The following is a 19,100-nucleotide window of genomic DNA, read 5'->3' as shown; positions in this document are numbered from 1 at the left end:
GAAAACCCGGCACAGGACCGGAATCTTCGAGTTCCCCGGAGTGTTTCTGCGGCGACTGTCATCGGTGGTCTCCCCTCGGAGCGGACTGACGGCTCGATTCCGAGGTTAGCCGACCGCACCGACAGGATTTTGGGCGCTTTTCGTGTTTTCCTTGCGCGCCAACGGTTTTCGATCTTTCCCTGATCGGGTGATGATTGGGAACGGATGTTCGAGCACTCTGGATCTCGGCAGCGCGGCATCCATTGATCGGGCCCAGCGGGGGCCCGGTGGGCGCCGCTGCCGGTTCAGGGGAGGGACCGTGATCCGAATCCGGGAAGTGTCAGTGTCATTGCCGCTGTTGTCAGCCAGCTCAGCAGGTCGGGCAACGGAATCCGGGCGAGCCGCCCAGGCCATTCGTCGGCTGCGACCGTCAGTGCTAGCTCGTCTTCACCAGGCCGAATTCCGGTCAGGCGCAAGCCTTTCGGCAGATCCGGCAGAGGAAGCACGATCGGCCGGATCCGCTTCGGCGGGCGCCTCGTCCACCGTCCGATGTGGAGCGCGGCCGGGGTCAGCACTACTGCGTCGTCTTCGATGCCTGCGGAGAGAGTCAAGTGCCCCCAGCGCGGATGCTTCCGCCATCGCACCCGGAACCCTTCCGCATGCGGAGTCGCGATCAGATCCGGACGTGCGGCGGCAACCCGATCCCGCACCACCGTCCCGCTCACTTCTATCTCGAGTTCGACAGATCCGGGAATCACCGCTGGCGAAGGCAATCCTCGAAGCCGCACGTCGCTGGCGAGCACGGTTACGCGGCGCAGCGGAATGCGGTCGACAGCTGGCGGCACAGGCATCTCGACAGCTGACTGGGCTGCCGAACTGGCTTCGCGGCCAGTGGGTGGACGTCCGGAGTCGCGTCGAGAAGTCGGTTGTTCGCGTTCGTACGGTCCCGCATCTGGTGCGTCAGATTCCTCAACGGTGTTCCGCGCTGCGGCAGCTGGCGCGGCTTCCGCGTTCCGCCGATCACGTTGCGCCTGAGCGGAATCCGACCATGCCGCGCTCTCTCGTGGACCGTTCGGGCGTGCGCCAGTTCGGTCGCCGCCGGACTGCTCGGTGCACTCGGGCGCAAGAGCAGATGTGTCGGGCGGGCCGCCCGCCTTGCTCGGCGCGTCAGCAGAAGACCGCGTGCTCTTCCCCGCAGGCGTATCGAAAGCATCCGCGATGGTCGGGTCCTTCGTTTCGCCACGCGCGTTCGGCCCTCTTGCGCCCGCTCCGCTTCGAGACGGGCCAGCGGTGTCAGGAAGACTGCCAGCGCCGTGCACAACGGGGGCCGCCGAGGCATTCGGAACGGGCCAGTCGACGTCTTCCGCGACGATGCGAACGTCTCCCACCCGACCGGTGGCCAGACGTAGCGAGTCCGCCGGGTAATCGAGTTCGGTGAGGGTCAGGCCCACCTCATGGCCTTGCACCGTTGTCGTGAGTCGACGGCCCACCAGCTGTTCGGTGACGGTCCGGGCGAGTGCGGCCTGGGTCGCGGGCACTGCGGGCAGCAGTGCCCGCCCCGCGGCGGCCAGGCCCGACAGTTCGGGCCAGGGCACCCAGGCATCGAACCATCGGCCTTCGCTCATCCGGCCATCGTATGGCGACCTTGAGGAGACCGCTTCTCGCTGTGGCATGTGCCGCGTAGCAGAGCGGAAGGGGCCGACCACATAAGTCGACGGACCAGCCGGAGCTACCGCACCTGCCTTGGTTCCAGTGACCCTGGCCACCACCAGCCAAAACTCCGCGGCGGCACGATGGCCTTCATGTCCGGTGCCCGACCAGCGGGTGGGCGAACTAGGCTCGGCGAATGCCTGAACAGGACCCGGAGCAGCCCGGCCTCGAGACGGTCGAGGACCGCACCTACCGGCGGGAAGACTGGTACGCCGAGGAGTTCACGGCGCGGCGGTTCGAGCGCTGCGAGTTCCACCAGGTCGACCTCACCGAGGCAGTCACGCGCGGTGTCATCTTCCTGGACTGTGTGTTCGGCAACGTGCAGTTCAACGCCTCCCGGCACACGGACTCGGCGTTCACCGGATGTGTGTTCAAGGGGTGCAACCTCTTCGACGCCGAGTTCACCGGATGCAAGCTGGTCGGCAGCCGGTTCCAAGACTGCGATCTGCGGCCGCTGCGCGTGACCGGCGGAGACTGGTCCTTCGTAGGGTTGAGCAGCGCTGACCTCCGTGGAGTCACGTTCCAGAACGTCCGGATGCGTGAGGCTGACCTCACCAAGGCGAACTGCTCGGGAGCGGTGTTCGCGGACGTGGATCTATCCGGCGCGGAACTGCAGGACATCGACCTCACGCGTGCTGAGCTGCGGGGAAGCGATCTGTCGTCGCTTGATGTGACCCGCGCGTCGTTGACCGGTGCGATCGTGTCGCCAGAGCAAGCGGCGGTGCTCGTCACGTCGCTCGGATTGCACGTGCGCGGGTAGTCTCGCGGCAGAGAGCTGATCTGCCGGATATGTCTGGAGGAGCGCGATGGGAGTCGTGACACCAGGCTTCACCGGGCGCGCCCGCGGTGCGAACCCGCGGCTACCGCCAGGCCAGTACCTCGCCGAAGAATTCCCCGTCCTCACCGCCGGGCCTACCCCACGAGTGAGCACGGAGCGATGGGAATTCTCGGTGGTGACCGAGAGCGGCGAACGTCGCTCGTGGTCGTGGCCGGAACTGATGGCGTTGCCGAGCGAGAAGATCACGGTCGACATCCACTGCGTCACCCAATGGTCCAAACTGGACACTCGCTGGCGCGGCGTCCCAGTGGACTCGCTCGTCGGGGATCTCGATACAGCCGCTGACTACGTTATGGCGCATTCCTACGGCGGCTACACGACAAATCTGCCGCTCGCCGACCTCCTCGGCGGCCAGGCGTGGATCGCCTATGAATATGGCGGCAAGCCGCTTACCCCGGAACACGGCGGACCGGCTCGTCTGCTGGTGCCACACCTGTACTTCTGGAAGTCCGCGAAGTGGGTGCGGGAGCTGCGACTCACCACGAAGGACGATCCAGGTTTCTGGGAAGCGTCCGGCTATCACGACTACGGAGATCCATGGCGGGAACAGCGGTATCAGGGCGACTAGCGTGGCGAGTCGCCCGGCTAGCCGAGATCCGGCAGGAGACACCGACCGCGCGCACACTCGTCTTCGACATGCCGGGTTGGCCGGGTCACCTTGCGGGGCAGCACGTCGACGTTCGCCTCACTGCAGCTGACGGCTACACGGCACAGCGCAGCTACTCGCTCGCCGCGCCGGCGAACGGAGACCGCATCGAACTGACCGTCCAGCGGGTCCCCGACGGCGAAGTGTCCGAACATCTCACCGGTCCTTACGCGGTCGGGGACCCCGTCGAAATCCGCGGCCCGATCGGCGGTTGGTTCGTGTGGCGTCCCGCAGACGCGACGCCGGTGCTGCTGGTCGCCGGCGGAGCGGGCATCGTCCCGTTGATGGCGATGATCCGGGCTCGCCGCGAAGCCAGCAGCAAGGCATTGTTCCGGGTTGTCTATTCGTTGCGCACACCGGCGGAGTTGTACTACGCCGAGGAACTTCGCCGACCGTTCGCGGGGTTGGACATCACCTACGTCTACACGCGTGAGCTTCCAGAAGGACGAGCCGGCATTCCGCGGCGCATCGATGTCGCCACGTTGAACTCTGCCGCTTGGCCAGTTGAATTCGGTGCCACTACGTACATTTGCGGTCCGACTGGCTTTGTCGAGACCGCTGCGGACATCATGCTCGCGCTACGACACTCGCCGCAGTCGATCAGGACCGAGCGATTCGGCCCCAGCCGGGACTGAGGCCGTTCGTGCGTCAGTGCACCGTGGGTTTGGCGAGGAGTTCGCGCAGGGTCGCAAGCAGCTCGCGGCGGTCTGTGGCACCGAGCTTGCCGCGGATGCGGGCCATGTGGTGTTCGACAGTCTTGCCGGAGATAAAGAGCTTGCTGCCAGCCTGCTTGTAAGTCAGGCCATCGACGACCAGGCGGGCGACCTCCAGTTCGCGCTCGCTCAGCGCGCTCAAACCGGTCGCAGCGCCGGGCGTCGGGGCGGCGGATTCAAGACGTCCGGTCGTGCCTTGGAACTGCCGAGCGGCTTCGAGGAGCTGGACCATCGCCTTGCGGTCCGAGGTGCGAATCGCGGCTTGCCCGGCTAGCCGGGCAGCGTCCCAGCACAGGTCCAGTTCGTGCAGTTCCGCAGCTGCTGAGGAGATTTCGCTCGGATCGAACGTGCCGCTGAGCACCGCGAGCCAGCATCCGGCGGCGCGGGCGAGTGCAGCCGGATAGCGGCCGCAGTCAGCGAAGCGGTTCAAGGCAGCCAGTTGTCGTTCGGCGGTAGCGCGGTCTTCTGTGGTGATCGCGGCATGCAGCTCATGCCAGCACAACGAAACTGTCCACAAAGGAGGATTGCCGAGACGGTCCAGCATGGCGTGGGCGCGTTCGAGCCGGCGGGACAACTTGGCATGAGCACCGGTTCGGGCGGCTGCGATGGCGAGTTCGCCCAACGGCAGCAGGGTGAACAAGTCCACTTGCTGGCGCATGGACGCCTGATACGCGCGTTCCCACGACTGTTGCAGCCCGACCAGGTCGCTCGCCCGTCGGGCGAGGCCGAGTTCCAGCGCTGCAAAGAACAGTTCGTCACGGGCTTCCAGCTTGGTGCCGGCGACTGCGTCTCGATGTTCAGTCGCGGCGGCGAGGTGGCCGCCGGTCATCGCAGCCCAGCCGAGGAGCAGCCGGTGGCGGGTGGCGAGCAGGTCGCCGCCGACGCTGCTCGCCAGTGCTCGTTCCAGTACTGATTCTGCGAGTGCCAGTTCACCAGCGTGCAGGCCGGCGAGCGCTGCGAGCGCTGCGGGGCTGTCTGGAAGCGGAGCGCCGCCGACTGTTGGTTCGAGCATTGCTGCGGCGCCTACGAGTGTTTGCAATGCTTCTGTCCCGCAACCGGATACCGATTCCACGATCCCGCTCGCTGTTCGCGCGGCGGCACCGGTGAACAACGTCGGTGCGACTCCCGCCATGGGGGAGTTGGCGACAGCTGGACCGTCGGTTGCCTGACCGGTTCCGACGAGCGCGATCGTGGCGAATGCATCCACTGCGCCAGGACCTACCCAGCGATAGCTTTCGCCGCTTGGCTGGGGTGAGGTTGCGAACGAGGCATTGCCGTTGGCGGCGTATCCGGTTGGTGCTGCGGGATTGGGGTGGCTTGGCGTCCCGTCAGTGTTTGCGTGCTGGGGGTATGCGGAGGTTTGCGGGTGTGTCGAAGCGGCCGGAGCCGGGTGGTTCGTGGCTGTGGCGTCTGGATTTTCGTTGCCAGGCGAAGCTGAGCGAGACCAGTTGTCGGTGGCTGCGGCCCAGCGGTACAGCTCTGCGGTTCGGGCCAGTTCGCCGCGGTGGGCTAGGACTGTCGCGGCGATCTCTGCACCGGCGGCTCGGGCTTCGGGGTCTTCGCCGGACAGCATGCCGTCACCTAGGCGGAGGGCGGTGTCCAGGTCTCCGGACAGTGCGGCGGCGCGAGCCCAGCCGGTGGTGGTCGCGGCGTCGCGGGCACCGGCTTCGGCTGCGGCTTCGAAGAGGCGCGCGGCGAGCTTCGGGTCAGTGGGCAGTGCCTCGTTTGCGGCGGTTGCGAATGCGGTTGCAGCGGAGGCACCTGAGCTGCCGGCATCGAGGAGCGAGGTTGCGAGGTCTAGTACGGGCAGGCCGCGGGTCAGTTGTGCTTCCACGAGTTGTTGCAGCACCGCAAGGCGACGGGCTGGCGGACCGTAAGCGCGCACTGCTTCGGCGGCGGCTGGCAGGAGAGTGTCTTCGGCATCGAGGAGGCCGGTCGCGCGGGCTCCGTCGACGACTTCGGGCAGTTCGTCTGGGGTGCGCTCCAGCAAGGAACAGAGCAGGTCCAAGTTGCGGGCCGCGCCGGCTTCGGCGGCGATGAGGTAGCGGAGAACGTCGTCGTCCAATGCGGCCAGTTCGGCGCGGAAGTCGGCGAGGCGGGCTGTTACGACACGCTCCACGAGGCGGGGGACACCACCGGTGCTGGCGTGCAGGGTGGAGGCGTCCGCAGTGCGGCCGGTGAGTTGCTTCGCGAGTTTGCCGACTTCATCGACAGTCAGTGGTGGCAGCAACAGTGTTTCGCCTAGAGCCCGCAGTGCTTGCGCGCGGGGGTTTGGGCGGTGGGCCACCACGAGCGGTCCCTCTTTGGCGGCAGCGAGGATGGTGAGCCTGGCCAGGTCTTCGTCGCCGAGTTGGTCTGCGTCGTCGATGACAGTGGCTTCGACTCCTGCTTCGCGGTAGCTGCGGCCGAGGGCGTCCAGCAGCGCAGTCTTGCCGTAGCCGCCCGGGGCCACGACCACGAGCCGGACTGGGGCCGCGGGAGTGTCGGCGAGTTGTTCAAGGAGGCGGCGGGCTGCGGGGTGGACGGCGTCGTTGCCGGTTTTCGCCAGCAGTGCGTTCAACAGTGACCTTCACCGGAGGGAGTTGTGGCTGGGTGGGCACACGAACTCAGGACAGGGGGACGGGGAGAAGCAGGTTCTTTGTCTGCGGTCGCTTCGTGGGACGTGAGGACCGCGATCAGGATCGAGGAGCTGATCGCGAGCACCGCCGCCGCGGCGGCGAGTGGCCGCCATCGACGCAACAGTTTGGCAGCGCCCTCGGGCTCCGGCAGCGCGAATGGAGTGATGTCCACCGGCGGCCGCTCGGGTCTTTCGGGAAGTTCGGGTTCGCGGTCGACTCGCGGCAGCAAGGTGGTTTCGGGGGCGGGGGCTTCCCGCCGTGCGAGGGGCCTCGTCCGCTGGCTGGCCAGGATGCCGGCGCCGAAGGCGGCCGTGTGCGCGGGTTGGGGGCCGGTGAAGAACGGGCAGGGCAGTCGCCCTGGGAGGGCGCCCGGGGCGGGGTCTCCGCAGAACACGATGCCGGCCAGTGACTCCGGGGTGACGTTGGCTGCTTGCGCGAGTCCGAACGCGGTGGTGATCGCGGAGCTGGGGGCGACACCTTCGGTGCTGGTGCGGGCGATCCAACCGCTGGCTCCCGAAGCGGTCGCCAAGGTGACGGTGACGCCGTCCGGACCGAACTCGCACACGGCGGCCGCCCGGTCGCCCGCACCAGGTTCCGGGAGGTGGGCGTAGAGCGCGGCGACCGCGCTGGGGACGAGAGTGACCGCCGTGAATCCGGACTCCGCCAGCGCCTGGCGCAGGAGTTCACGTCGGTAACCGCCCCAGTCACCAGGGTGGGTGACGACGAGCTGGCGCGGCGGTCCGCCGGTCTGGCTTGCGGCGACGTCGGCGACGCCTTCGATGAAGACTGTTGTCAGGGATTCCGGCGTGAACGGTTCGCTGCCGATGAATACCGGCACGTCGTCGCCGATGCGCCGATGGAAACCGGTGATCAGCTGGGATGGCACGGCAGCGCCGGCCTGAGCGGCGGCATCGCCGGTGAGCAGGTAACCCTCGTCGTCGAGGAAGAGCGCGGACGCGGTCGCCGGCGCGGTCTCGCCCAGCCACAGCGGCTCAGGATCGTCCCACCGGTCACCCTGCCTGCGACGGAGCGCGGCGTGGGTCCGGGCAGCGCCGAGGTCGATGCCGAGCACGTAGGGCACCGCCGCTTCCTCCCTTCGTCGCAGTCCGGGTTCGGCCAAGGGGCGTAACTCACTCAACGCATACGCATCCTCACCCGTTCGGGTCAGACGGGCAAGGGTGGGGTGGGATTTAACCCAACCGGGTTCCGCGTGTCCTATCCCCTAACTCCCTAACGATCTCATATCGACCCCCTAACGGCTGAGCGAGGCGCGACTGGGTGTAAACCCCGATGTGAGCGGGGGCGCCCCGTCCCTACCTTGATCGCCACGCCCGGCCGGGGAGGGCCGGGCATCCCCCGTAATCACTACAAGTGGAGATCCCCCCATGGACTCGGTGCAGACTCTGCACGACTTCACGCTCACTTTGCTGCAGGACCCGTCCGCGCTCGCCGCTTTCGGCCAGGACCCGCAGGCCGCGCTGGCCGCTGCCGGGCTGGGCGACATCAGCGCCGCCGACGTGAACGAGGTCGCGCCGCTGGTGCTCGATTACGTCCCGGTGGACAACCTGGCCTCGCTCGGCCACCTGCCCCAGGCGGGCGACCTGAACACCGCGCTCGCCGACGGCCCGCAGGGCGCGATCGAGCAGCTGCAGGCGCTCACCGCTTCGCTCGGCCTTCCGGCAGGCGGCGCGGCGGCGTCCGTGGGCGCGCCTGGGCTTCCGGGCCTCGGCGACCTGCCGGCGGTGCCGGGCGTGGGCGAGCTGCCCGGCCTCGGCGAGCTGCCGGGTGCCGGCGCGCTTCCCGCTGTCGGTGACGTGCCTGGGCTCAGCGAACTGCCTGTCGTCAGCGACGTGGCCGGTGCCTCGGCGCTGCCCGCGGCCGGCGACCTGCCGGGCCTCGGCGAGCTGCCGGCGGTGCCTGGTCTCGGCGAGCTGCCGGGTCTTGGCGAGCTGCCGGGTGCTGGTGCTCTTCCGGGCGTCGGCGCGCTGCCTGGCGTCAGCGACGTCGCGAGTGCGGTTCCGGCCGTTCCGGCGATCCCCGCGGTCGGCGAGCTGCCGGCGGTGCCGGGCGTTCCGGCAGTTCCGGGGCTGCCCTCGGTGCCGGGCGTCGGCGACGTCCAGAACGCTGCCGCGTCCGTCACCGCGCTGGTGCAGAACCCGACCAGTGCACTCGCCCTGGGCAACGACCTGGCCAACGGGCTGGACTCCAGCGCTGTCGCGCAGGCCAGCGGGCAGGCGGCCGCCGCGGCTGACGGTGCCATCTCGCAGGTGCAGCACGTCGGCGGCGAACTCGCCGCAGCCGCGCCGGTCAGCGTCGGCGATCTGCCGGTCGCGAACTCCGCCGGGCAGGTCGCTGACCACGCGACCGAGGCTGTCGGCACCGTCACCGGGAACGTCGGCAGCCTGAGCAGCGCGCTCAGCGCCGACGGGCTGAACCACGCCGTCAACGGAGTGACCCAGCAGGCGCACTCGCTCATCTCGCACGGCGAGGCCGAGCGTTCCGACGCCGCCACCGAGGCGCACACCGGGACCGACGCTGGCGTCGGCGCGGTCCACGACACCGTTTCGACCGTGTCCGACCTCGGCCACCAGGGCCTCGGTCTTGACCTGCACGCCGGTGCGGAGACCTCGCACGGCGGCGGTGAGCTGCACATTTCCCTCTGAGCAAGGGTAATTCGGGAGTGGCTCCGCGGTCTGGGTGCGACCGCGGAGCCACCACCCGGTTCGGATACTCCCCGTGCACGGGGGACACTGGTTCGCCGTGACGGCTCCAGCTTGGCTCGAAGTGCTCTCCGAGACCTCGGATGCCTGCCGGGCGCACGGCCGCGAAGACCTGGCCCAGCGACTTCGTCGGCGTCAGGACCGGTCGCCCGGGGGCACGCGGATCGCCGTGCTCGGATTCCCTAAACAGGGCAAGGGCTACCTGGTCAACGCGGTGCTCAACGCGCCGGTCTGCCCGGTCGGCGACGCGGCGACTCCTTCCGTGCCGATCGAGGTCGGATACGCGGCCGAACCCGGCGCGACGCTCGTCGGACGTGCTGACGAACGCATACCGGTCGAGATAGAGCAGTTGACCGGGGAGGTCGGTGCCCGGCCTGCCGGATCGCTGCGGCGGGTTGAAGTCGGAGTACCGCGCGATTTGCTGTCCGCGGGCCTGGTGCTCATCGACACTCCGGCGATCGGTGACCCGCGGTCGCCTCGCACGGCTGCCGCACTGGACGTTCTCGCGGACGCCGACGCGGTCATTCTCGTTTCCGACGCCGCCGCTCCGTTGAACCAGGCTGAGCTGGCGCTGGCACATCACATCCGGACGTGGTGTCCGCACGTGGTGGTCGCGTTGACCAAGATCGATGTCAGTGCGGGATGGCGCGTGGTCGCCGAACAGAATCGGACCGCGTTGTCCGGGGCCGGGATCGATTCGCCGGTGCTGCCGGTGTCCGCGACGGTTCGTTTCGCCGCGGCGAAGGGCGGCGATCAAGACCTCAACGCGCGGTCTGGGTTCCCGGAGCTGCTTTCCTGGATCGCGACGCAGGTTTCGCGGCCGGCGGAGAGCACGGCCGCATTGCTTGCCGCCGTGAGTGTGCGCGCGGCGGCGGCGGAGTTGGTCGAGACGTTGCGGGCGCGGGCCGAGGCTGCGGGGCAGGAAGCAGGCGTTGACCAGACGACGTTGCTGCAACGGTCTCAACGTCGCGCCGACGAACTGCGTCGCCGCAACGCCCGCTGGCAGAACCTCCTGTCCGACGAGATCGCCGACCTGCAGTCCGACGCGGAATACGACCTGCGCGAACGCACCCGGAAGATCGTCGAGACGATCGACGAGACCTTCGACCGCGGAGACCCGGTGAAGGTGTGGGACGAGTTCGGGCCGTGGTTGGACAGCACGCTCGCGGAAGCAGTCGAGACGACCTACACGTTCGCGGCCGAACGCGCGGAGTGGATCGCGCAAGCGGTTGCGGTCAGCTTCGGCGCACAGTACGACCTGCCGGAACTGGCCCTGACCGACTCCGGCGCGGACCGGATCGCCGAGGTGCGGCAGCCGCGGATCGAGCGGTTCAAGATCGGGCAGAAGGCCTTCACCGGGTTGCGCGGTTCGTACGGCGGCGTGCTGATGTTCGGCCTGGTGACCGGGCTGGCGGGGTTGCCGTTGATCAACCCGGTGTCGATCGGGGCCGGGGTCGCGTTCGCGGCGAAGACGATCAGCGACGAGGGCGGGATGCGGCTGCAACGCCGGCAGGCGGTGGCCAAGATGACCGCGCAACGGCACGTCGACGACGTGTTCCTGCGGTTCAGCAAGGAATGCCGCGACGCGATCCGGCACGTGCAGCGACGGTTGCGGGACCACTTCACCGACCTCGCGGACGGTCTTGCCGACGAGCTGACGCGGGAACGCGAGATGATCATCGCCGGGTCGGCCGAGCGGGAACGCCGTAGTGCGTCGCTGCGGCGGGAGATCGACCGGCTCGCGGGGTTGCACAAGCGGGCTGGGGAGCTGGGGATGCTGGCCAACCGGACGCCTAAGGAGCTGCCTGCGTGACCTCGGCCGGGCTGGTTGGTGCGGCGGTGGTGATGGTTTTGCGGGTTGGTGCGCCGGGGATGCTGGCGAATCGGGTGCCGGGCGAACTGTATGCGTAACTTCGGCTTGGCTTGCCGGGCTTCGGCGGTGTTGGGGGATTGGTTCAGCGGACTCGGCCTTTGCCGGGGTCCGGTGCTGGCTGTGGGCGGCTTCTGAGAGCAGGTGCTTTGTCTGTGGCCGCTGAGTGCTTCCGCATCGTGGGAGCGGGTTGGCTCTTTACGGGTTGGGGCGTTCGCTATGGCCGCGAGCTTGGACCGAGCCGCGGTAGGTGGCTGGTGAGTTGCGGCGTGCTTTGGCGGGGTCGAGCCGCTTCGGTTACGAGCGCTGAGGTGGGGAGGTGCGACTGAGCTGTGGAGGTCGGTCGCGGGCGCGGGGAGACGGCGTTCTTGGGTGGTTGAGGGCGTTTTGGGAGCGGTGGCTGGATTGGCTGTGGCCGGCTTCGGTGTTCGGTGAGCGGGGCGTTGCCGGGTAGTCAAGGATGTTCGGGGCTGTGCTGGGTGGTGTGAGTCGAGTGAGGAGTGGTGTCGCGCGTGGTTGAGGACGTTCGGGCTCTTCTGGCGGATGCTTGTGCGTACTACCGCGACAGCCCGCGGGCTTCGGCGTTGCTGAGGGAAGCGCTTGACCATCTCGACGAGCCGCTTCGGGTGAGCATCGGCGGCACTGCGGGGACGGGGAAGTCCACGCTGGCTGCGGCGTTGGGGGACTGGCCGACGCGGGCGTTGCGCGATCTGGAGTTTCTGGACGCGCCGCATGCTTCGACGCTCACTGACGCGTCCGTACGGCTACTTCGCCACCTTGAGCCTGACCAGTTGGCGACGTTGCGTCCGACAGCTCCTTCGACGTTCGCGCGGCAGACAGCGGTCGACACGATCCTGGTGCTCGCGCGTGCGGACGAGACGGGCGCGGGACGGATTGACGCACTGCTTACCGCGAAGCAGATCGCGCGGCGCGCGTGGCGCGAAGATCCGCTGTGCAGCGGGTTCCAAGGCGTGATCGCTGTGGCGGCGCAGCTTGCGTACGGGGCGCGCGCGTTCACTGATGACGAGTTCGAGCTTCTCGCGGCCTTCGCGGCTGTGCCGCGTGAGGAGCTGGAGAGGTATCTGCTGTCGGTGGATACCTTTACTGATCCCGCATTCCCAGGGCCGGTGTCAGTAGAGACGCGACGGTCGTTGGTGGTGCGCTTCGGGTTGTTCGGGGTGAAGCTTGCGCTGACGTTGATCCGTACGGGCTGTGACGACCGAATGAAGCTGTCGACGGAACTGGTGCGGCGTAGCGGCCTTGGCGAGCTTCGCGACACCATTGCGGGTTGTTTCGCCGCGCGTGCCGACGCTTTGCGCGCGCGGACTGCGGTGATTCGGTTGGAGACCGTGTTGAACGCGGAACCTCGACCGCACAGTGACCGGCTCGCGGCGCGGGTTGAGCGGTTTTCGGCTAGTGCGCATGACTTCCGCGAGTTGCGGCTGATCGCGGACATCCGCGGCGGGCGTACGGCGTTGACGGGGGAGTCGGCGGAGGAAGCCGTGCGGTTGCTGGGTGCCGAGGGGACGACATCGGAAGAGCGGCTGGGGCTCGTGGAGGGTACGGATCCGCGCGAGATGTACGACGCCGGTCTTGACGCGGTGATGCGGTGGCGGCATGAGGCGGAGCGGCCGGACCGGGCGCTGGCGGAGCGGGCTGCGGCGCAGGTTGTGGTGCGCAGTGCGGAAGGGTTGCTGGCGCAGTTCGTCTGACTGGGGCACCTGACCGAGGCAGCCGGCCGGGGCGACTGGCTGGGGCGGTTGATCGAGGCGGTTGGCTGGGGCAGTTGGCTTGGGCAACCGACCTGGGCGGTCGCCCTGGACGGTCGACTGGTGCGATCGGTCGGGACAGTCGACCGGGGCAGTTGACCGGAGAGATTGGCTGGAGATCGGCCAGCGCGGTTGGCTGGGAGATCGGCCGGGTCAGTCGTTCGGGGAGATCGGTTGGGGAGATCGACCTGCGCTGTTGACTGAGGCACCTGACCGAGACAGTCGGCTGAGGCGACTGGCTGGGGCGGTTGATCAGGGCGACTGGTCAGTGCGGGTCGTGCAGCGTGGGGCCGGAGCGGGGCTTGGCGGCGGGTATCGGCGCGGAGTGGGTTTGACCGGGATTGGTGGCGTTGGCGGGAAGCATTGCTGCATAACGTGATGGAGAGGGTCTGATCGGGCGTAGGCGGGGATCGTTCTGGCAGAGGCGGAAGCAGAGGGCCGGCTGGAGCAGGGGCGGCCACGGGTCTAGGAGCTGGGTTCGGCATGGGTGACGGGGCTGGAGCGGGAACGGATCGAAGAGCTGGGTAGGAGCAAGGTCGGAGCAGGAACCGACGCCGCGGCGAGAACGGGAGCAAGAACAAACTGGGGCCGGAGCGGAAGTAAGAACCGGGGTCGGGGCCGGGGCAACAGCTGGAACGTCAGGCGTTGCCCAGGACTCGTCCGATAGTGAGTTCCAGGACGACTCGCTGCGGGTTCTCCCGCGGTTGCCGGTACCGCTGGGCGTAGCGCTCTTCGGCGTCGCGGACGGAAGCGGCGTCGTCCAGGAGGCGGATTCGGCCTTCCAGCGTGGACCAGGTCCGGCCCTCGAATTGGCATACCGCGGCGGCCAAGCCGGTGTCGCCGGCGGCGCGGATGAGGCGGGCCTTGTAGGAGGTTCCGGAGGCGATCACGCGGGCGATGCCTTGTTCGAAGTCGACCGTCACGCCAACCGCGACTACGTGCGGCGTTCCGTTCGGGCGCACCGTCGTGAGCGACGCGAGCCGCCGTTCGGTCCAGAACTGGCGGAAGCCCTCGTCGAGTGTCATGTCCGCACGCTAGACGAGACAGGATTTCAACTGCTTGTTGACCTCTTTAACAACCAGTTGTAGCGTCCCGCGGAACCAACGACGTCCTGGAGGGCCCGCATGTCGTCGCTTCGTTCTCGTGCCTGGCAGGCCGCGCTGCTGGGCGCCCTGCTCGTGTTCGCCGCCGCCTGCGGAGGAGGTCCAGACGGGGCCGGCGGCGGGCAGCAGCAGAAACCGGGCGCTGTCCCGGACAACAGCGCGTTGCTCGGTGCGATCAAGGCTGATCCGCAGCTCGTTCAGGCGTTGCCGGCGGCGGTCGGGCAGGTCAAGACGTTGCGGTTGGCGTCCAATATCCAGTCCGCGCCGAACAATTTCTACGCCGCGGACGGCAAAACGCCGATCGGGTACGAGGTGGATCTGGCCAAGGCGGTCGGGGCGAAGCTCGGGGTGACCGTCGCTTACCAGGATCTGGCGTTCGGGTCGCTGATCACCAGCCTGCAGTCCGGTCGCGTCGACCTGACCATGGCGGCGATGAACGACACCAAGGAACGCCAGCGGCAGATCGACTTCGTCGACTACTTCTCGTCCGGGATCACGATCATGATCCGCAAGGGCAATCCGGACGGCATCACCGGGCCGGACACGTTGTGCGGCAAGAACGTGGCAGTCGTACAGGGCACTAGTCACCAGAAGTTCGCCACCGCGCAGAGTGCGAAATGCACGCAGGCGGGCAAGCCGGCGATCACGGTCACGGCGACCGACAGCGACAACCAGAACCAGAATCAGCTGCGCACCGGTCGTGTCGCGGCGATCCTCAATGATCTGCCGAGCGCGGTTTACATCTCGCGCACCGCGGGCGACGGCAAGTTCTTCGAGGTCGTGCCTGGCCAGCCGCTCGAGGGCGGGCCGTACGGGATGGGCTTCGCCAAGAACAATACGAAGCTGCGGGACGCGGTCAAACAGGCGTTGCAGTCGCTCGTCGCTGACGGGACCTACGGCAAGATCCTGCAGTCCTGGGGCGTCGAGCAGGGCGCGGTGAAGGAGGCGGCCGTCAATGGCGGAAGCTGAACCGCTGCCGATCGTCCGGTTGCGGCATTGGGGTCGCTGGGTCAGTGCGGCGGTGATCGTCGTGCTGCTGGTGCTGCTGGGTTTCGCGCTGGCGCAGGCGCAGATCGAGTGGGGGTCGGTGCCCGACTTCGTCTTCTACCGCGTGATGGCGCTCGGACTGCTCAACACCGTCGTGCTGGCGGTGATCGCGCAGGCGATCGCGATCGTGCTCGGCATCCTGATCGCGTTGCTGCGGCTCAGCGCCAACCCGGTCGCGAAGTGGTTCGCGGCGGCTTACATCTGGTTGTTCCGCGGGCTTCCGGTCCTGCTGCAGATCCTCCTTTGGTACAACCTGGCGCTGATCTTCCCGACCGTCTCGCTCCCGCTGCCCTTCGGCGGCTATCTCGTCCACGAACCGACGAACGTGCTGATCAGCGCGTTCACCGCGGCGCTGCTCGGGCTCGCGCTGAACGAGAGCGCGTACATGGCGGAGATCGTCCGTGCAGGGCTGAGCAGTGTGGACTCCGGGCAGACCGAGGCGGCGAAGTCCATCGGCATGACGCCGGGCGCGACGCTGCGCCGGGTCGTGCTTCCGCAGGCCATGCGCGTGATCATCCCGCCGACCGGCAACGACTTCATCAACATGCTCAAGGGCACGTCGATGGCGTCGGTGATCGGCGTGACCGAGCTGATCCACGCGTCCAACAACATCTCGTCCAACAACCTGCTCGTGATGGAGACGCTGATCGCGGCGGCGATCTGGTACATGGTCGTGGTCAGCGTGGCCGGCGTCGGCCAGCACTACCTTGAACGATCGTTCGGGGCGGCTGACCGGGGTCCGGCCGCGCGGGTCGGGAAGGCGCTCAAGGGGATGCCGCTAGTGAGGGGTGCGCGTGTCTGAGCCGCTGCTGAAGGCTGTCGGGGTGCGCAAGAACTACGGGCACACCGAGGTGCTCAAGGGCATCGACCTGGAGGTCTACAAAGGACAGGTCGTGTGCCTGCTCGGGCCGTCCGGGGCGGGGAAGAGCACGTTTTTGCGCTGCCTCAACCATCTTGAGGCCATCGACGGCGGCCAGGTCTGGGTGGACGGCGAGCCGATCGGGTTCAAGTTGCGCGGCGGCAAGCTGTACGAACTGCGGGAGAAAGACGTCGCACGGCAGCGTCGTGACATCGGCATGGTCTTCCAGCGGTTCAACCTCTTCGGGCACCGGACGGCATTGGAGAACGTGGTCGAGGGGCCGGTGCGGGTGCTCGGCGTCGATCCGGCGCGGGCCCGCGAAGAGGCGTTGGACCTGCTGGACCGCGTCGGGCTCGTGGACCGAGCGGGCGCTTACCCAGGGCAACTGTCCGGTGGGCAGCAGCAGCGCGTCGCGATCGCCCGGTCGCTGGCGATGAAGCCGAAACTCATGCTGTTCGACGAGCCGACGTCCGCATTGGACCCCGAGCTGGTCGGGGAAGTGCTCGCGGTGATGGGTACGTTGGCTCGGGAGGGGATGACGATGGTGGTCGTGACGCACGAGATGGCCTTCGCCGCGGAGGCCGCCGACGAGGTGGTCTTCCTCGCCGACGGCGCGGTGGTCGAAACCGGGCCGCCGGAGCGGGTGCTGAAAGCGCCGGAACACGAGCGCACGCGGCAGTTCCTCGCGCGGGTCCTCTCGTGACCCGGATCCCGCCCCGGTACCTGCTCCAGTTCGACGAGCCCGCCGGTTACCTGGACTTCGCGCGGTTCGGGCCGCCGTCGCACGCCGTGCTCGACACCACTGCGCGGCTCCTCGAGGCGACGACCAAGGCCGGTCCGTCCACTGTGGACGAGGTGATGCGGCAGGAGATCCGGGCGAAAGCGGCGGCCGCGCGGCTCTGCGGCAGCGACACCGACCACACCGTGCTGCTCCCGCACACCAGCCTTGGCCTGTTCCAGGCGGCATTTAACAGCCACGGCGAAGTGCTCGTTTCAGCCGCGGAGTTTCCGGCGAACACGTACCCGTGGGCCCGCGCCGAGCAGGCTGGCCGGGTGCGGATGCGGCGACTGGAAGGCGGTTACGTCACGGCTGACCGTCTCGCGGAAGCGCTCACGCCGGATACGTCGGTGGTTTCGGTGAGCGCGGTCGACTTCCGCACCGGCTACCGTGCTGATCTCGCCGCGTTGCGCGAGGTCGTGGGCGACCGGCTGCTGGTGGTTGACGGGATCCAGGGGTTCGGGGTCGTCGACGCGCCGTGGGAGGTCGCCGACGTGCTCGTCGTCGGCGGGCAGAAGTGGCTGCGGGCTGGCTGGGGCACCGGGTTCGCGGTGCTGTCCGACCGGGCGCTGGCACGCATGGACCCGATCCTGTCCGGCTGGACCGGCGCGCGCGACCCGGGCTTGTTCGACAACGAGATCCACCCGGCCGACCCGACCGCGGCGAGCTGGTCGATCTCGAACCTCAGCCCGGTCACGTCCGGGGCGTTCGCGGCGGCACTCGAACTGGTCGAGGAAACCGGCGTCGCGGCGATCGCGGGCCGGATCGGCGAACGGGTCGGCGAGCTGGAGGACGTGCTGCGCTCGTTCGGCGCGGAGATCGTGTCGGCGACCGAGCGGCGGGCCGGGATCCTCGCGTTCTCGCTGCCCGGCAAACCGGCGGAACAGGTGGGGGCGGCGCTGACGGCGGCGGGGATCGCGGCGACGGTGCGTCCGGAACATGTCCGATTGTCGCCGCACGCGTCCACCCCGGCGGCGGCCGCCGACCTGGTGCGCGATGCGCTGGAAACGTTGCTGCGGCCTCGCCGGGTCGTGCCGGTCTCGTCGGCTTCGGGCACGGCCACGCACGAGCTGCTCACCGCGTTGATTCCGGCGGTGGACGGGCTGGCCGCGATGCTCGGGCCGGGCAACGAGGTGCTGCTGCACGACCTGTCGCGGCTGCCGGACTCGATCGTCGCGATCGCGGGCAAGCTCACCGGCCGCTCGGTCGGCGGGCCGATGACGGATCTGCTGCTCGGGCTCGTCCGCCGCGGCACGACGCAGGATCTGACCAACTACCGCACGCACAGTCCGGACGGCCGCGAGATCCGGTCGTCCACCTTGTTCCTGCGCGACGCCGAAGGCACGGCGATCGGGTGCCTGTGCGTCAACAGCGAACTGCCGGCGGCGGCGCAGACGTCCGAGGAACAGCGCGACGAAACGTTCCTGCCGGACGTCGACAGCCTGCAGCGGTTCCTCGTCGGGCGGGCGATCGGGAAGTCCGGCATCCCGGTGGAGCTGATGAAGAAGCGGCACAAGTCGGCGGTCGTCCGGGAGCTGGACGAGGCGGGGTACTTCCTGATCAAGGACGCGGTGGACCATCTGGCGGGCCAGCTCGAGGTGACCCGGTACACGATTTACAACTACCTCAACGAGATCCGGGCCTGATGCGCGTCGTCGTACCGGCCGGGCTGGCGACGGCGGTGCGGCGGCGCGAGGGTGCCGCTGGAGAGGCTTGGCTGCGGGAACTGCCCGAGCTGGTGGTGGCGGCTTGCGCGCGGTGGCGGTGTCAGGTCGCGGGCTCTCCGGTGCACGGGGAGACGGCGTTGGTGCTGCCGGTCGAATGCCCTGGGCAGTCGGCCGTGCTCAAGATTTCGTTTCCCCATCAGCGTTGTGCGGCGGAAGCGGCGGCGTTGAAGCACCTCGACGGTGCCGGGGCGGTGCGGCTGCTCGCATCCTCCGCGGACAGCAGCACGCTTTTGCTCGAACACGCTGGTCCCGAGACGCTGGAAACAGTGCGAGCGGAGGAAGCGGCCGAGATCGCGGGAGAGCTGGCCCGCAAGCTGGCCGTGTCCGCACCGGCTGGGATGCGGTCGCTCGCTTCGACATCCGGGTCGTGGCTCGCGCAGTTGGATCAACAGGCGGTGCCGGGATTGTTGCCGGAGCGGGAGGTTGATCAGGCGCGCGAACTGATCGCGGATCTCGCCGACGACCGGACCGGCACGATGCTCCACGGTGACCTGCATTTCGGGAACGTGCTGCGGGCGCGACGGGAACCGTGGCTGGCGATCGACCCGGCCGGGTGGCGTGGGACGGCGGCATTCGACGCGTTCACCGTTGTCGCGAAAATGAAACGGGCGTATGACCTGAACGCGTTGATCACCCGGTTTTCCCAGGCCGCACAGACAGATCCGGGCCTGGCAGCGCGATGCTGCCAGGCCCGGGCGGTCAGTGCTTACCTGCACTAGGAAC

The 19,100-nt window shown here is 68.4% G+C and carries 15 protein-coding genes; 11 read left to right on the top strand and 4 right to left on the bottom strand.

Annotated elements, in window-relative coordinates; all coding sequences use genetic code 11:
- Nucleotides 1-284: 284 nt before the first annotated feature.
- Nucleotides 285-1,604, bottom strand: coding sequence for a hypothetical protein (locus ACFSVL_RS34980; RefSeq protein WP_378310491.1), 1,320 nt, complete (start codon nucleotides 1,602-1,604; stop codon nucleotides 285-287).
- Between the two features lie 221 nt (nucleotides 1,605-1,825).
- On the opposite strand from ACFSVL_RS34980, the gene ACFSVL_RS34975 reads away from it, so the two are divergent.
- From ACFSVL_RS34975 to ACFSVL_RS34965, 3 genes are read left to right on the top strand one after another with little or no spacing between them, the layout of a single operon-like run.
- The gene (locus ACFSVL_RS34975; RefSeq protein WP_378310489.1) at nucleotides 1,826-2,449 is read left to right on the top strand and encodes a pentapeptide repeat-containing protein; all 624 of its coding nucleotides are present in this window, start codon (nucleotides 1,826-1,828) and stop codon (nucleotides 2,447-2,449) included.
- A 46-nt stretch (nucleotides 2,450-2,495) separates the two neighbouring features.
- A complete protein-coding gene (locus tag ACFSVL_RS34970; protein ID WP_378310487.1) occupies nucleotides 2,496-3,095 on the top strand; it encodes a sulfite oxidase-like oxidoreductase in 600 nt (199 codons plus the stop codon).
- Nucleotides 3,065-3,808, top strand: coding sequence for a ferredoxin reductase (locus ACFSVL_RS34965; RefSeq protein WP_378310485.1), 744 nt, complete (start codon nucleotides 3,065-3,067; stop codon nucleotides 3,806-3,808). The genes ACFSVL_RS34970 and ACFSVL_RS34965 overlap by 31 nt, the downstream gene beginning before the upstream one ends.
- Before the next feature lie 13 nt (nucleotides 3,809-3,821).
- Here the strand turns inward: ACFSVL_RS34965 and ACFSVL_RS34960 are convergent, their stop codons facing one another.
- Both ACFSVL_RS34960 and ACFSVL_RS34955 read right to left on the bottom strand, forming a co-directional pair.
- Nucleotides 3,822-6,446 carry a helix-turn-helix transcriptional regulator gene (locus ACFSVL_RS34960; protein WP_378310484.1) on the bottom strand — a complete coding sequence of 875 codons (2,625 nt, stop codon included), beginning with the start codon at nucleotides 6,444-6,446 and terminating at the stop codon, nucleotides 3,822-3,824.
- On the bottom strand, nucleotides 6,443-7,585 hold the full coding sequence (locus ACFSVL_RS34955; RefSeq protein ID WP_378310482.1) for a molecular chaperone DnaK: 1,143 nt from the start codon (nucleotides 7,583-7,585) through the stop codon (nucleotides 6,443-6,445). Before ACFSVL_RS34955 ends, ACFSVL_RS34960 begins: the two co-directional genes overlap by 4 nt.
- 304 nt (nucleotides 7,586-7,889) lie before the next feature.
- Here ACFSVL_RS34955 and ACFSVL_RS34950 point away from each other — a divergent pair, with 304 nt between their 5' ends.
- The 3 genes from ACFSVL_RS34950 to ACFSVL_RS34940 all read left to right on the top strand — a co-directional run bounded on the left by ACFSVL_RS34950 (nucleotide 7,890) and on the right by ACFSVL_RS34940 (nucleotide 12,806).
- The gene (locus tag ACFSVL_RS34950; RefSeq protein WP_378310480.1) at nucleotides 7,890-9,167 is read left to right on the top strand and encodes an IniB N-terminal domain-containing protein; all 1,278 of its coding nucleotides are present in this window, start codon (nucleotides 7,890-7,892) and stop codon (nucleotides 9,165-9,167) included.
- A 97-nt stretch (nucleotides 9,168-9,264) separates the two neighbouring features.
- On the top strand, nucleotides 9,265-11,037 hold the full coding sequence (locus ACFSVL_RS34945; RefSeq protein WP_378310478.1) for a dynamin family protein: 1,773 nt from the start codon (nucleotides 9,265-9,267) through the stop codon (nucleotides 11,035-11,037).
- A 569-nt stretch (nucleotides 11,038-11,606) separates the two neighbouring features.
- A complete protein-coding gene (locus tag ACFSVL_RS34940; protein ID WP_378310872.1) occupies nucleotides 11,607-12,806 on the top strand; it encodes a GTPase in 1,200 nt (399 codons plus the stop codon).
- Nucleotides 12,807-13,501: 695 nt separating this feature from the next.
- Here the strand turns inward: ACFSVL_RS34940 and ACFSVL_RS34935 are convergent.
- Nucleotides 13,502-13,888 carry a pyridoxamine 5'-phosphate oxidase family protein gene (locus ACFSVL_RS34935; protein WP_378310477.1) on the bottom strand — a complete coding sequence of 129 codons (387 nt, stop codon included), beginning with the start codon at nucleotides 13,886-13,888 and terminating at the stop codon, nucleotides 13,502-13,504.
- A gap of 99 nt (nucleotides 13,889-13,987) precedes the next feature.
- Between ACFSVL_RS34935 and ACFSVL_RS34930 the strand changes: the two genes are divergently transcribed.
- From ACFSVL_RS34930 to ACFSVL_RS34910, 5 genes are read left to right on the top strand one after another with little or no spacing between them, the layout of a single operon-like run.
- Nucleotides 13,988-14,935, top strand: a complete 948-nt coding sequence (locus ACFSVL_RS34930; RefSeq protein WP_378310475.1) for an ABC transporter substrate-binding protein — start codon at nucleotides 13,988-13,990, stop codon at nucleotides 14,933-14,935.
- Entirely contained in the window at nucleotides 14,922-15,815 is an 894-nt protein-coding gene (locus tag ACFSVL_RS34925; protein ID WP_378310473.1) for an amino acid ABC transporter permease, read from the top strand. The genes ACFSVL_RS34930 and ACFSVL_RS34925 overlap by 14 nt, the downstream gene beginning before the upstream one ends.
- Nucleotides 15,808-16,575, top strand: a complete 768-nt coding sequence (locus tag ACFSVL_RS34920; protein WP_378310471.1) for an amino acid ABC transporter ATP-binding protein — start codon at nucleotides 15,808-15,810, stop codon at nucleotides 16,573-16,575. Before ACFSVL_RS34925 ends, ACFSVL_RS34920 begins: the two co-directional genes overlap by 8 nt.
- Entirely contained in the window at nucleotides 16,572-18,296 is a 1,725-nt protein-coding gene (locus tag ACFSVL_RS34915) for an aminotransferase class V-fold PLP-dependent enzyme (protein ID WP_378310469.1), read from the top strand. Before ACFSVL_RS34920 ends, ACFSVL_RS34915 begins: the two co-directional genes overlap by 4 nt.
- The gene (locus tag ACFSVL_RS34910) at nucleotides 18,296-19,096 is read left to right on the top strand and encodes an aminoglycoside phosphotransferase family protein (protein WP_378310467.1); all 801 of its coding nucleotides are present in this window, start codon (nucleotides 18,296-18,298) and stop codon (nucleotides 19,094-19,096) included. The genes ACFSVL_RS34915 and ACFSVL_RS34910 overlap by 1 nt, the downstream gene beginning before the upstream one ends.
- Nucleotides 19,097-19,100 lie beyond the last annotated feature (4 nt).

Origin of the sequence: Amycolatopsis silviterrae, from assembly GCF_042684085.1 — a bacterium.
Classification (GTDB): Bacteria; Actinomycetota; Actinomycetes; order Mycobacteriales; family Pseudonocardiaceae; genus Amycolatopsis; species Amycolatopsis silviterrae.
This window is presented reverse-complemented; position numbering and strand designations above follow the sequence as displayed.

Bases quoted from the DNA above. Each gene is read 5' to 3' on its own strand.
- ACFSVL_RS34980 (WP_378310491.1), bottom strand. From the start codon at position 1,604: ATGAGCGAAGGCCGATGGTTCGATGCCTGGGTGCCCTGGCCCGAACTG.
- ACFSVL_RS34975 (WP_378310489.1), top strand. From the start codon at position 1,826: ATGCCTGAACAGGACCCGGAGCAGCCCGGCCTCGAGACGGTCGAGGAC.
- ACFSVL_RS34970 (WP_378310487.1), top strand. From the start codon at position 2,496: ATGGGAGTCGTGACACCAGGCTTCACCGGGCGCGCCCGCGGTGCGAAC.
- ACFSVL_RS34965 (WP_378310485.1), top strand. From the start codon at position 3,065: ATGGCGGGAACAGCGGTATCAGGGCGACTAGCGTGGCGAGTCGCCCGG.
- ACFSVL_RS34950 (WP_378310480.1), top strand. From the start codon at position 7,890: ATGGACTCGGTGCAGACTCTGCACGACTTCACGCTCACTTTGCTGCAG.
- ACFSVL_RS34935 (WP_378310477.1), bottom strand. From the start codon at position 13,888: ATGACACTCGACGAGGGCTTCCGCCAGTTCTGGACCGAACGGCGGCTC.
- ACFSVL_RS34930 (WP_378310475.1), top strand. From the start codon at position 13,988: ATGTCGTCGCTTCGTTCTCGTGCCTGGCAGGCCGCGCTGCTGGGCGCC.
- ACFSVL_RS34925 (WP_378310473.1), top strand. From the start codon at position 14,922: ATGGCGGAAGCTGAACCGCTGCCGATCGTCCGGTTGCGGCATTGGGGT.
- ACFSVL_RS34910 (WP_378310467.1), top strand. From the start codon at position 18,296: ATGCGCGTCGTCGTACCGGCCGGGCTGGCGACGGCGGTGCGGCGGCGC.